The following is a 12083-nucleotide window of genomic DNA, read 5'->3' as shown; positions in this document are numbered from 1 at the left end:
GTGGCGCGTTTTCGCACGCCGCAACGCGATGTCGTCGTAGGTCGGGGCTACGCCCCCGACGGGATGTTCGATGCCCGGCAACGTCGGCCGCGTAGGGCCGACCTACGTCCCCGACGGGATGCTGACGGGATGCCGCGCTGCCGACGCGAGGCTTGGTGGCGCGTTTTCGCACGCCGCAACGCGATGTCGTCGTAGGTCGGGGCTACGCCCCCGACGGGATGTTCGATGCCCGCCAACGTCGGCCGCGTAGGGCCGACCTACGTCCCCGATGGGATGCTGCGCTGCCGACGGGATGTTGTTCAATCAGCGAGTCGGCGGGCGATGGCCTGCGGCAGGGCCAATTCCTGCCAGCCCTTTTCCTGCCCGTGGCGCAGCACCGCCACGGTGTCGTCGCAGGCGCGGCGCACCGCCTCGGTCAGCGTGACGCCGCGCGCCCTGCGGCCGGCGATGAGAGCACCGAACAGGTCGCCCGTGCCCTTGACCGGATGCGGCACGTGCGGGTGCTCGATGCGCTCGCTGCCTTCGCGGGTGAGCAGCAGTACCTGCAGGCGGCCGCCGGGGCAGTCGTCCGGCGCGGCGCTGGTGACCACCACCCAGCGGGTGACCTCGTTCAGCAGACTGGCGGCCGCTTGCGCGCAGGCGTCGAGCGTCGGCAGCGTGTGCCCGACCAGCTGCTCCAGCTCGAAGTGGTTGGGCGTCAGCCCTTCGGCGCGCGGCGCGAGCGCGTCGCGCCAGACCGGGATGAGCGCCGGATCGGTGTAGACGCCGGTATCGCGGTCGCCGATCACCGGGTCGATCTGGAAGCCGAGCGCGGGATTCGCCACGCGCACCCGGTCCAGCCAGCGCGCCAGCGCCAGCCCCTGTGCCGGCGAACCGAGGTAGCCGGCCAGCACCAGATCGGCACGGGTCGCCGCCTCGCGCGCCGCGAGATCGTCGAGGATGCCCTCGAACCAGTCCTGCGGCAGCGCGCCGCCGTGCATCGTCGGATAGTGCGGCGTGTTGCCGAGGATCACCGTGGGCACCGCGGCCACCTGCAGCCCGCATGCCTGCAGCACCTGTACCGCGATGGTGTTGCCGACGTTGCCGTAGGCGACCTGCGACTGCACCGAAATCGCATCGATCAGGCGCGCGCCGGCGGATGGCCGGAAGGATTCCTCGGCGCTCATTCCGGTTTTCCGGCAAAGCCCGGCCAGTAGTCGCTGTCGGGCGTCGCGCGATGCCCGAAGATGGCGGTGCCCACGCGCACCGTGGTCGCGCCTTCCGCGATCGCCAGTTCGAAATCGCCGGACATGCCCATGGAAAGCTCATCCATCGCGATGCCGTCCGGCGCGTCCTGGCGCAGGCGGTCGCGCAGCGTGCGCAGGGTGACGAAGCAGTGCCGCACCCGCGCCGCGTCGTCGGAAAACAGTGCCAGCGTCATCAGGCCGCGCACGCGCAGCGACGGGAAGGCGGGAAGCTTTTTCACGAAAGCGGCCACCTCGTCGGGCGGCAGGCCGAACTTGGTGTCTTCGCCCGAAGTGTTGACCTGCACCAGCACGTCCATGGCGCGGCCTTCCTTCTGCAGGTGTCGGTCCAGCGCCTCGGCGGCGCGCAGGCTGTCGAGCGCCTGGAACTCGCTGGCAAAGCGCGCGGCGTTTTTGGCCTTGTTGGTCTGCAGGTGGCCGATCAGCACCCAGCGCAGGTCGGCCAGATCCGCCATGGCCTCGGACTTGGCCTGCGCTTCCTGGACCTTGTTTTCGCCCAGCTCGCGCAGTCCCAGCGCGTAGGCCGCGCGCAGGCGCGCCTGGTCCACGGTCTTGCTGACCGGCAGCAGGCGCACTTCGGACGGATTGCGCGCGGCGGCGCGGCAGGCAGCGGCAATGCGCGCGCGGACGGCGTCGAGGTTGGCGCGCAGGGTGGATTCGTGGTCGATCATGGCAAGGTGTGCGGCAAGGGGGCGGAGCGGTGCGACGGCGTCATTGTGATGCAGCCGGCAGCGCCGGTCACGACACGCGCCGTCGGTGCGGAAGCGTTTGGCGAGTAGTCATTGTCCCGAGGCGGGAAGCCCCAGGTGGCTGGCAACGGCTTCGGCCCGGGCGCGGTTGACCTCGGCGGGAAGCATGGCCGTGCGCAGAATCGGCAGCGCCTGCGCCAGTTCGCGCCGTGCCGCAGCGCGGCGGCCGCGTTCGGCATTGATGCCTGCGCGCTCGGCGCGCGCAATGGCAACATCCACCTCGATGCCGCCCAGTGCTTCGAGGCGGGTGATCGCCTCGTCGATGTCGCGTGCGGCGGCGGTGAGGTCACCGCGCATCTGCGCGAACGCGGCGCGGACGCGGAGGACGTGGGCGTGCAGGATGTGGTCAGGCCCCACGATGGCGGTGAAAACGCGTGCCGCCTCTTCAAGCCAGCCTTCACCGCGCGCCGGGTCATGCATTTGGCGCGCAAGGACCGCCAGCTGCCAGGTGGTCAGGGCGTAGTTCGCCGAGTCCTCGCCCTCGTCGCGGCGGGATTGGTCCTGCAGCGCTTCGAGCTGCGCGAGCGCCTCGGCGTGGCGTCCGGACAGCCCGAGGCAGCGGGCGCGGTTGCGGCGGATCTGCATGACCGCGTCCCGCGGGGCGGTGGAGTTTTCCACCAGCGCGAAGGCGGCGTCGAAGTTGCGCAACGCACCGGCATAGTCGCCGGCGTTTTCCATCACGCTGCCGAGGTTGCCCAGCGAAATGGCCCTGTCCGGGTCACTCTGCGCGGAGTCCCGGGTAAGCGCGTCGGCGCGATGCAGGGCCTCGACGGCCTCGCGGTAGCGACCCTGGGCGCTGAGCGCGTTGCCCAGCGCGTTGAAGAGATTTCCCGCGCGGATGCCGCGCAGTCCGGCGGTGTTTTCCTGCACGGCGATGATGTCCTGCAGCAGATCCGTCGCCTCCGCGGCGCGTCCGGCGTTGGTCAACAGCTCGGCGTGGGCGCGCACCAGGCTCACGATCAGGATGGATTGGGTGGCAATGCCCTTCGAGCTGGCGTAGGCCAGACCCGCGCGGCTGGTCGCCAGACCGCGCTCGTATTCGTTCTGCGCCAGCCAGCTGGTGGCCGAGACGTGGTAGACATCCAGCAGCGTGTCGATCGGTGCGTCCGGCGGCGGATTGGCGAGGATCGCATCCCACAGTCGGTGGGCCTGGTCCAGCTCGTTGCGGCGGTAGTGGGCATAGGCGAGCTGGGCCTGGCTGCGAATGCGCTCGGCAGCGTCGCCCGGAGCAAAGCGCTCGCGCAGGGCGGCACCGTCCTGCGCATGGCGCAACGACGCATCGCCTTGTCCCAGCGTGCCTTGCAGGCTCGACAGGCTGTCGAGGTCGCGTGCGAAGGCCAAGGCTTCTGCCGTGGTCTTCGGCTCCACCCCGGCCACGCCGTCGCTGAAAAGCTCCGCCGCGATCACTGGTTCGCCCAGCGACATGTACAGGTTGCCGAGCAGGCGCTGCACGGTCTGGCGTGCGTTCAGAGGCAAGGCGGCGTCCTCCGTCATGCCGGCGCGCGCCTGATCGAGCAGGTCGCGCACGCTGATCTGGGTGCTCATCGCCACTTCCGGCGCGGCGGCCGCCAGGGTGCGGACGAGGAACTCGAGCGAGGCGCGCGCGGCCTGGTTGTCGCGCTCGGCCGCTTCGAGCGCGCGGGTCGCGGTGGCTTCCGCCTCGATCGCGCGGCTGCGCTCCACCGCCAGCCGCCAGACGAATCCCGAGGAGGCCATCAGCGCCAGCAGCACCAGCGCCACGCCGGCGCGATGGCGGCCGATGAACTTGCGCGTGCGGTAGAGCCAGCTGTCCGAGGCCGCCAGCACGGGCCGGCCCTCGCTCCAGCGCGCAATATCGGCGCGCATCGCTTCCACCGTGGGATAGCGGTCGTCGGGTGAGGCTTCCGTGGCGCGCCCGAGGATGCCGCGCAGGTCGGCAGGAAGCGCAAGTGGCGCGAAACCGTCGGGCAGCGCCACGTGCGCGCCGGGTTCGCGCTCGCCGGTCAGCATTTCCCGCAGCACCACGCCCAGCGCATAGACGTCGGTGGCGGTGGAAATGGCGTTGCCCGCGCGCTGCTCGGGGCTGGCGTAGCCGCGGCTGAAGACGCGGGTGGAGGACTCCTGCTCGCCGGAGTCGGCACCCACGTCGACCAGTTTGGCCACGCCGAAATCCAGCAGCTTGGGGTCGCCGTTGTCCTGCACCAGCACGTTGGCGGGCTTGAGGTCGCGGTGGATCACCAGCCGCCCGTGGGCGTGCTGCACCGCGTCGGCGATGCGGTCGAACAAGGCCAGGCGCGCTTCGATGCCCGGCGCGGCCTGGGCGAGGTAATCGAGCAGGCCCACGCCCTGGACATACTCCATCACGACATACGGCTGGCCGTCCGGGGTCTGCCCGCCGTCGATCAGGCGCGCGATGTTGGGATGATCGAGCTGGGCGAGGATCTGGCGCTCCTGGCGCAGGCGGCGCTGGCCTTCCGTCGTGGGGAAGCCGCGAATGAGCTTGATCGCGACCTGTTGCTCGAACTGTCCGTCGGCGCGTTCGGCCAGCAGCACCGTACCCATGCCGCCGGCCCCGAGCTCGCGCAGCACGCGCCACGGCCCCAGCCGCATCCCGTCGGCTACCGGTTCGACCAGCATGCTGCCGCCCAGATTGACGGCCGCGGCCATCGGGTCGCGGGTCTGGTCGTCCGCGTCGAGCAGACGGCGCAGGCGCTCGGCCAGGGTGATGTCGAGTTCCGCCAGCCGCGCTTCGCGCTGCTCCGGCGGCAGGTCGAGCAGGGCGTGGAACAGCTCGGCCAGTTGTGCGTGCGCCGCCGCGCCCGTCATGGCGAAAGCGCGTCCTTGAGCCAGGCGCGCGCGAAGCGCAGGTCGCGGTCGACCGTGGCCACCGACAACTCCAGCGCGGCACCGATTTCCTCGCGCGAGAAGCCGCCGAAGTAGCTCAGTTCAACGACCTGCGCCTGGCGCGGGTCTTCCTTCGCCAGCGCCACGATGGCCTCGTCCACGCGCACCACGTCGTCGTCGGCACCGCCGCCAGGAAGCTCGGGTGCCTGGCTCAGCGGCAGGATGGCCTGGCCCTGGCCGCGCTTTTCGCTCAGGCGGCGGCGCGCGTGGTCGACGATGACCTGGCGCGTCGCCTGTGCCACGACGTGGAAGAAATGCCGCCGGTCCGCCCAGCCCGCGTCGGCGGCGAGCAGCCGGATCAGGGCTTCGTGCGCCAGCTCGGTCGGCGTCATCGTCGCTTGCGCGTGCTGCGCCAGCGACTGGCCGGCGATGGCCCGCACGCGGCGGTATACCAGCGCCATCAATTCTTCCCGTGCCACCACGTCGCCATCCTGCCAGCGGTGCAACAGGACGGTCAGCGCGTGGGCATCATCGGGCGCAGCGTCGATCATGGGCGGGATCGCAAGGGCGGTGCGGTGAGTATAGGCGCGTGCCGCGGCGGTCGCCGGGGCGGCGATCAGGTGGCCAGCCAGCGTCGCGCCGCATCCACCATGGCGCGCCGGCGCAGCAGGAAATCCCAGTAGCTGCCGCGCATCTGGCGCCAGAGCACGGCCGAACGCACTGCGGCCAGCAGGCAGGCGCGCACCTGCGCCACGACGGCCTCCTGCTGGAGCTGCGTCGGATCGCCCTGCACCAGCACCCGGGTGGACAGGCGGCTGACGGTGTTGGCATAGACCTCGCCCAGACGCGCGACGACGGTGGGATGGGTGACGCCGAAGTGCTCGCGCTGCCGTCCCGCCTCGATGATGCCCTCCTGCAGCGCGTCGAGCAGGTCGGCGCGGGCGTTGAGCTGGCGCTCCACGCTCAGCACCGTCATGGCCATCTTGCCGAGGCTGCCGTCGCGCTGCCCGCCGCCCTGGAATTGCCCGACCAGGATTTCCAGTCCGGTCTTCATGAGATGCGCCGAACCGTAGACCGCCTCCACCGAGTCGGCGTCGATGCGGAACACCGAGGCCAGCGATGCGGCGAGGTCGGCCTCGTCCGCCTGCCCGCTGCGGGCGATGGACTGGACCAGGCGCAGGCCCTGCATCATGCCGGCCAGCGCAAGCGTGCGATCTTTCATCGATGTCCTCTGTCGGCCGCGGCGCGCGGCGGATGCGTGCAAAACCCGATTTTCGGCGATTTCGGCGGCGCTGGGAAACCGCTGCCGCCGCGCGCGTCGTGCATGATGCTGGAAATCCGCCCTCGCCGCGGGTAGGTTCCGGTCTCCATCTTCAACGGGCCACCCGATGACCGCTGACATCTCCTCCCAGGCGCTGGCCTGCCGCGACGGCGCGCAGCCGCTGGCGGAAATGCCCACCGATGCCCGGCGCGCCCTGCTCGACGCCATGGCCGCACGGCTCGATGCCCATGCCGAAGCCATCCTCGCGGCCAACGCGCGCGACATGGAGGCGGCGCAGGCGCGCGGCACCACCGGCGCGATGCTCGATCGCCTGCGCCTGGATGCACCGCGCCTGGCCGCGATCGCCGATGCGGTGCGCCACGTCGCCACGCTGCCCGATCCGGTGGGGCAGGTCACGCGCGAGGAAGTCCGCCCCAACGGCATCCGGGTGCGGCGCGTGCGCGTGCCGCTGGGCGTCGTCGCGATGATCTACGAGGCGCGCCCCAACGTCACCGCCGATGCCGCCGCGCTGTGCCTCTACGCCGGCAACGGCGTGATCCTGCGCGGCGGCTCGGAGGCGATCCACTCCAACACCGCGATCGCCGCCGCGCTCAAGGAGGCCATCGCCGCCGCCGGCCTGCCCGAAGCGGTGCTGACCCTGATCACCGATCTTTCGCGCGACACCATGGTCAGACTGCTGCAGCTCACCGATCTCGTGGATCTGGCCATCCCGCGCGGCGGCGAAGGACTGATCCGCTTCGTCGCCGAGCACGCGCGCGTGCCGGTGATCAAGCACTACAAGGGCGTCTGCCACCTGTACGTGGACGCCGCCGCAGACCTGGATCTGGCGTTGGACCTGCTCATCGACGGCAAGACCAGTCGTCCCGGCGTCTGCAACGCGCTGGAAACCCTGCTGGTGCACCGCGACGTCGCCGACGCCTTCCTGCCGCGCGCCGCCGCCGCGCTGCGCGCGCGCGGGGTCGAACTGCGCGGCGACGCGGCGTCGCGTGCGCGCGTGCCGGACATGGCCGAGGCCAGCGAGGATGACTACGCCGCCGAGTTCCTGGATCTCGTTCTGGCGGTGCGCGTGGTGGACGATCTCGAACAGGCCATCGCCCACATCCGCCGCTTCGGCTCGGACCACACCGAGGTCATCGCCACCCGCGATGAGGCCGCCGCGCGGCGCTTCGTGGCGGCGCTGCGCTCGGCGGTGGTGATGGTGAACGCCTCCTCGCGCTTTTCCGACGGCGGCGAGCTGGGCCTGGGCGCGGAAATCGGCATCTCCACCACGCGCCTGCACGCCTACGGCCCGATGGGTGCCGAGTCGCTCACCATCGAGCGCTTCGTGGTCGAAGGCGAAGGCCAGGTGCGGCACCCGCTTCGCGCAACGGATTCCTGAGGGCGAAGCAAACCGCCGTGCGCGCGGCCCGTGCGCGCCGTGGCACCGCGGGCGCAGTGGCTCAGCCGGACTTTGCCGCAGGCGGCTTGCCGCCGCTGCGGATGTCGAGCATCAGGCTGTAGGCGGCGGTGAAGGCGGGCAGCAGGTTCTGCAGCACACCCACGGCATCCTGCTTGGCGGAAAACAGGAAATAGCTCAGCGCCATCAGGCTGCCGGCCAGGCTCATGTACCAGAACAGGCGAGGAATCACCGGGCGTTTCGCGCGGTGCGAGGCGACCACCTGCACCAGCCAGCGCAGGCCGAACATCATCGCGCCGCCCAGGCCGATCAGCTTCCACGGGGTCATGTGCAGCCCGGTCCAGCCCAGCCACAGGATTTCCTCATTCATCGCCCTTGCTCCACCGGCCGTGGCGCGGGAATTTCGTCGGTGACGACGACGTGGCTGCGCTGGATCAACCAGGACACACCGAGCAGGTCGCGCACGCCGACCAGGGCGCGACCGACGTTGGTGTATTTGGACTGGCCCGCGCCGCGCGCGCGGTGCGATACCGGCACGCTGACGGTTTTCCAGCCGGCGCGCTGCATCAGCGCCGGCAGGTAGCGGTGCATGTGGTCGAAGTAGGGCAGGTCGAGGAAGGCGGCGCGCTCGAACAGCTTGATGCCGCAGCCGGTGTCCGGGGTGTTGTCGCGCAGCAGCCACTGGCGGATGCGGTTGGCCCAGCGCGAGGCCCAGCGCTTGCTGCCCGAATCCTGCCGCGACACGCGCCAGCCGGCGAACAGCTTGACCTCGGCCTCGGCCGCGTCGCGCGCGTCCAGCAGCTTCGGGATGTCGGCCGGATCGTTCTGCCCGTCGCCATCGAGCGTGGCGATCCAGGGGGCCAGCGCGTGCCTGACGCCGCTGCGGATCGCAGCGCTCTGGCCGCAGCGCGCGGCGTGGGCAAAGGCGCGCAGCTCCGGTACCTCGGCGCGCAGCGCCGCGAGCACCTCGCGGGTGTCGTCGTCGGAGCGGTCGTCCACGCAGACGATCTCGAACTGGACGCGGCCGCGCAGGTGCCGGACCACCTCGTGCACCAGCGGCGCGATGTTGTCGCGCTCGTTGAATACGGGAATGACGATGGACAGTGCGGTCATGGCGTGTCTCTGAAGGCAGGGGCGCAAAGCGGAAGCGTGGACGACATTTCAGCGATCGGCGCCGAACAGGTCGCGGCTGTAGATTTTTCCCGCCACATCGGCGAGATCCGCGGTCTGGCGATTGGTGACGATCACGTCGGCAAGGCGCTTGAACGCATCCAGATCGTCGATCACTTCGGAGTTGAAGAAGGTGCTGGCGTGCAGCAGGGGTTCGTACACGATCACCTCCACGCCCTTGGCCTTGAGCCGCTTCATCACGCCCTGCACGCTGCTGGAGCGGAAGTTGTCGCTGCCGGACTTCATCACCAGCCGATGGATGCCGACCACGCGCGGGTTCAGCCGCAGGATGTCGTCGGCGATGAAGTCCTTGCGCGTGGTGTTGGCATCGACGATGGCGCGGATCAGGGTTTGCGGCACGCGGTCGTAGTTGGCCAGCAGCTGGCGGGTGTCCTTGGGCAGGCAGTAGCCGCCGTAGCCGAAGGACGGGTTGTTGTAATGGTCGCCGATGCGCGGGTCGAGACAGACGCCTTCGATGATCTGGCGGGCATCCAGCTTGTTCACCGCCGCGTAGGTGTCCAGTTCGTTGAAGAAGGCCACGCGCATGGCCAGATAGGTGTTGGCGAACAGCTTGATCGCCTCGGCCTCGGTGTTGCCGGTCAGCAGCACCGGCGCATCCGGGCGCAGGCTGGCGGCCAGCAGCAGATCGGCCAGTTCGCGCCCGCGCGGCGACCGTTCGCCCACCACGATGCGCGAGGGGTGCAGGCTGTCGTGCAGGGCCGAACCTTCGCGCAGGAACTCGGGTGAAAACACGAGGTTGGCAAATCCCAGCTCGGTCTTGAGCGCCTCGGTGAAGCCGACCGGGACGGTGGACTTGATCACGATCAGGGCCTCGGGACACAGCGTCATCGCCGCGCGCACGACGGATTGGACCGACTCGGTGTCGAACTGGTTGCTGTGCGGATCGTAGTTGGTGGGCGTGGCGATGAAGACGAAGTCGGCACCGGCCAGCGCCTGTCCGGGATCGGTGCTGGTGGCAAGGTGCAGGCTTTCGTCGCGCAGCTGGCGCTCGATGTCCGGGTCGGAAATGGGCGAGGTGCGCTGCCTGATCGCCTCGATCCTGGCCGCATCGATGTCCAGGATCGTCACCGCATGCTGTCGCGCCAGCATCACCGCGTTGGAAAGACCGACATAGCCTGCGCCGGCGACGGTGATGCGTTTCATGCGGTGGTTCCCGTGAAGTGTCGAGGGTTGCCGTGATGCCGCGGCTCGCGCGCGGTGCGCGGTCCGATGCAGCCGGCCATGCCGTCCAGAAGCCTGTTCATGCGCTGCCGCTGCTCATTCGTGCTCGATCTCCGCCGCCCAGCCCGCCGGCATGTCGCAGCCCGCGATCCAGGCGTGGCCCGGCAGCAGCGCCCAGGCGCGGCGGTTGGATGCGCCGATGTCGATGACCTGGGTTGCATCCATGCACGGGCCGACCGCCTCCAGGCGCAGGAACAGCCAGCGCCGGGACGGATCGGCCTGCAGCCAGTCGCGCGCCAGCGGCCACTGTTCGTCCCAGGGCCGCTTGAAGCCGAAATCCACGACCGGGCGGTCGGCCTGCAGCCTGTGCTGCTCGCGCCAGCCCAGCATCGCCAGTTCGGCCTCCGGACCGATGCGCTCGCCGACCCGCTGCATCAGCGCCTGCGCCGAACTCTCCGGGCTGATCGCCGGTATCAGGCCGACGCCGTAAACGATCCACAGCAGCGCGGTAATCACGATCACCGCCGTGGCCGGCTGCCCGCGTCGCCGCCACAGCGCCAGCACGATCGCGGCCAGCGCGGCCAGCCCGAAGGCCAGCAGCCAGCGTCCCATCGCCACCGCGACGGCCGCATCCATGCCGCGCCCCTCGACCAGCGGGCGCAGGCGCTCGGGAGTCGCCAGCAGCAGCCACGCGCCCAGCGCCAGTCCGGCCAGGGCGAGCGTGCCGATCCATCCCCACAGCACCGCCCGCACCCCGCGCCGGCGCAGCAGCGCCGGCAGCAGCGGCGCGGCGGCGATGCACAGCGCCGGCAGGATCGGGAAGATGTACACCTCGCGCTTGCCCGGCGTGGAACTGAAGAAAATCAGCACCAGCGCCGCCCAGCCCAGCAGCAGCGCGTAGCGCGGATCGACCCGGCGCAGGCGTCGCCACCAGGCCGGCAGCAGCCAGGGCGCGAGCAGGATGCCCGGCAGCCACAGGGTCAGCATCGACTGCAGGTAGTACCAGGCCGGCTGCACGTGGTGCCAGGCGTTGGCATAGCGGGTCGCGGTCTGGCGCAGCAGCATCTCGCGGGCATAGGCGTGCAGCGCCGGATCATCGGACGCCAGCACCGCCGTCAGCATCGGAACCAGCCAGACGCCGGCACCGAGCAGGAAGCCCGCCACGCCCGCCAGCGCGTGCCAGCCGCGATGGGGCGGCAGCGCGTGCGCCGACTTCGCCCGCACCCACAGCCAGGGCAGGAACACCAAAAGCGGCAGGAAACCCACACCCTTGGTCACCGTGCCCAGGCCGGCGGCGAATGCGCCCAGCGCCAGCAGCCGCGGATCCGGTTTTTCCAGCAGGTAGCGCAGCAGCGCCCACAGCGACAGCGTGGTCAGGCCGACCAGCGCCATGTCGATCTGCGCGCGCTTGGCCTGCAGGGCGAACTGCAGGCAGACGAACAGGCCGAACACCGCGTACGGCACGGCGCGGCGTCCCCACAGCCGCCGCGCCAGATCCCCGCTCAGCCACAGCGTGGCGAGCGCGGCCAGCAGCGAGGGCAGCAGGAAGGCGATCCGCCAGTTGCCCACCAGCTGCTGGCTGGCGGCCTGCATCCACATGAACGTGGCCGGTTTTTCGGCATACAGCTCGCTGCCGCGTCGCGGGAACAGCCAGTCCCCGGTCTCCACCATCGTTTGCGCGACCAGCACGAAGCGTGGCTCGTCTGCCGGCATCGGTTCGCGCATGCCGATCCCGGCCAGGAGCGAAAGCACGACCAGCGCGAGCAGCAGCGGAATCGGCCAGGCGAAGGAGGAACGCGATGGATTGAAGTGCATCGAGCGGCGGGAGCGGGTCGCGACAGAACGCGTATTGTGGCGCAGGTCGCGTGGAAAAATCGTTTTGGCAGCCGATCACGCGCTACGCGGGCGCGGGGGCTTGCGGGCACGCGCGGGCTTGGCGGAAGGCTCGGGCAGCAGGGAGGTGAGCTGCTGGTAGCGCTCGAACAGGAAGGCGACGCGTTCGGCGTCGGTGGTGAGCCTGGGCGGTTTGCGGCCGGCGGCTTTTTCGGCGGCGAGGTAGGCGGCGTCCACGGCCTTGTCGAGCGCGGCGTGGGCTTTCACCAGCGCCGGCGGCATGGTCAGCGGGTCGTAGAGGTCGGCGAGGGTGGCATCGGGAAACTGGGCGCGGGCGTCGAGCACGGCCTGCGCGGCGGCCTCGATGGCGGCGCGAAGCTTTTGCCCTTGCTCGTCATGCCCGC

At 70.4% G+C, this 12083-nt stretch carries 10 protein-coding genes and 1 pseudogene; 1 reads left to right on the top strand and 10 read right to left on the bottom strand.

All coding sequences use genetic code 11. The features are described 5' to 3' along the window. Positions 1 to 299: 299 nt before the first annotated feature. From pdxY to hflD, 5 genes are all read right to left on the bottom strand, one after another. Positions 300 to 1166 (bottom strand): pyridoxal kinase, encoded by an 867-nt coding sequence (gene pdxY, locus WB794_RS07635; RefSeq protein ID WP_337335253.1) that lies wholly within the window; start codon positions 1164 to 1166, stop codon positions 300 to 302. Next, positions 1163 to 1915: a YggS family pyridoxal phosphate-dependent enzyme gene (locus WB794_RS07630; RefSeq protein ID WP_337335252.1), complete on the bottom strand. Its 753-nt coding sequence runs from the start codon at positions 1913 to 1915 to the stop codon at positions 1163 to 1165. The genes pdxY and WB794_RS07630 overlap by 4 nt, the downstream gene beginning before the upstream one ends. A 108-nt stretch (positions 1916 to 2023) precedes the next feature. Next, on the bottom strand, positions 2024 to 4798 hold the full coding sequence (locus WB794_RS07625; RefSeq protein ID WP_337335251.1) for a protein kinase domain-containing protein: 2775 nt from the start codon (positions 4796 to 4798) through the stop codon (positions 2024 to 2026). Further along, positions 4795 to 5367, bottom strand: a complete 573-nt coding sequence (locus tag WB794_RS07620) for an ECF-type sigma factor (protein ID WP_337335250.1) — start codon at positions 5365 to 5367, stop codon at positions 4795 to 4797. The genes WB794_RS07625 and WB794_RS07620 overlap by 4 nt, the downstream gene beginning before the upstream one ends. Positions 5368 to 5432: 65 nt before the next feature. After that, positions 5433 to 6038 carry a high frequency lysogenization protein HflD gene (gene hflD / locus WB794_RS07615; RefSeq protein ID WP_337335249.1) on the bottom strand — a complete coding sequence of 202 codons (606 nt, stop codon included), beginning with the start codon at positions 6036 to 6038 and terminating at the stop codon, positions 5433 to 5435. A 166-nt stretch (positions 6039 to 6204) separates the two neighbouring features. Here hflD and WB794_RS07610 point away from each other — a divergent pair, with 166 nt between their 5' ends. Then, positions 6205 to 7476 (top strand): glutamate-5-semialdehyde dehydrogenase, encoded by a 1272-nt coding sequence (locus WB794_RS07610; RefSeq protein WP_337335248.1) that lies wholly within the window; start codon positions 6205 to 6207, stop codon positions 7474 to 7476. A 61-nt stretch (positions 7477 to 7537) separates the two neighbouring features. On the opposite strand, the gene WB794_RS07605 is transcribed toward WB794_RS07610, so the two are convergent. The 5 genes and pseudogenes from WB794_RS07605 to WB794_RS07585 form a co-directional block, all read right to left on the bottom strand. Next, positions 7538 to 7864 carry a lipid-A-disaccharide synthase N-terminal domain-containing protein gene (locus WB794_RS07605; RefSeq protein WP_337335247.1) on the bottom strand — a complete coding sequence of 109 codons (327 nt, stop codon included), beginning with the start codon at positions 7862 to 7864 and terminating at the stop codon, positions 7538 to 7540. Next, positions 7861 to 8607: a glycosyltransferase family 2 protein gene (locus tag WB794_RS07600; RefSeq protein WP_337335246.1), complete on the bottom strand. Its 747-nt coding sequence runs from the start codon at positions 8605 to 8607 to the stop codon at positions 7861 to 7863. The genes WB794_RS07605 and WB794_RS07600 overlap by 4 nt, the downstream gene beginning before the upstream one ends. 48 nt (positions 8608 to 8655) lie before the next feature. Next, positions 8656 to 9828 (bottom strand): nucleotide sugar dehydrogenase, encoded by a 1173-nt coding sequence (locus WB794_RS07595; RefSeq protein ID WP_337335245.1) that lies wholly within the window; start codon positions 9826 to 9828, stop codon positions 8656 to 8658. Positions 9829 to 9942: 114 nt separating this feature from the next. Next, positions 9943 to 11661, bottom strand: a complete 1719-nt coding sequence (locus WB794_RS07590; RefSeq protein WP_337335244.1) for an ArnT family glycosyltransferase — start codon at positions 11659 to 11661, stop codon at positions 9943 to 9945. A 75-nt stretch (positions 11662 to 11736) separates the two neighbouring features. After that, a pseudogene (locus tag WB794_RS07585) lies at positions 11737 to 12048 on the bottom strand (type IIL restriction-modification enzyme MmeI); the annotation flags it as partial. Positions 12049 to 12083: the final 35 nt, after the last annotated feature.

Origin of the sequence: Denitratimonas tolerans (genome assembly GCF_037203605.1) — a bacterium.
Lineage (GTDB): Bacteria > Pseudomonadota > Gammaproteobacteria > Xanthomonadales > Xanthomonadaceae > Denitratimonas > Denitratimonas tolerans.
Note: the sequence above shows the minus strand (reverse complement) of the source record. Positions and strands in the feature narration are given on the sequence as shown.

Coding starts and splice junctions, on each gene's coding strand:
- pdxY (WP_337335253.1), bottom strand. CDS start 1,166: ATGAGCGCCGAGGAATCCTTCCGGCCATCCGCCGGCGCGCGCCTGATC.
- WB794_RS07630 (WP_337335252.1), bottom strand. CDS start 1,915: ATGATCGACCACGAATCCACCCTGCGCGCCAACCTCGACGCCGTCCGC.
- WB794_RS07625 (WP_337335251.1), bottom strand. CDS start 4,798: ATGACGGGCGCGGCGGCGCACGCACAACTGGCCGAGCTGTTCCACGCC.
- WB794_RS07620 (WP_337335250.1), bottom strand. CDS start 5,367: ATGATCGACGCTGCGCCCGATGATGCCCACGCGCTGACCGTCCTGTTG.
- hflD (WP_337335249.1), bottom strand. CDS start 6,038: ATGAAAGATCGCACGCTTGCGCTGGCCGGCATGATGCAGGGCCTGCGC.
- WB794_RS07610 (WP_337335248.1), top strand. CDS start 6,205: ATGACCGCTGACATCTCCTCCCAGGCGCTGGCCTGCCGCGACGGCGCG.
- WB794_RS07605 (WP_337335247.1), bottom strand. CDS start 7,864: ATGAATGAGGAAATCCTGTGGCTGGGCTGGACCGGGCTGCACATGACC.
- WB794_RS07600 (WP_337335246.1), bottom strand. CDS start 8,607: ATGACCGCACTGTCCATCGTCATTCCCGTATTCAACGAGCGCGACAAC.
- WB794_RS07595 (WP_337335245.1), bottom strand. CDS start 9,828: ATGAAACGCATCACCGTCGCCGGCGCAGGCTATGTCGGTCTTTCCAAC.
- WB794_RS07590 (WP_337335244.1), bottom strand. CDS start 11,661: ATGCACTTCAATCCATCGCGTTCCTCCTTCGCCTGGCCGATTCCGCTG.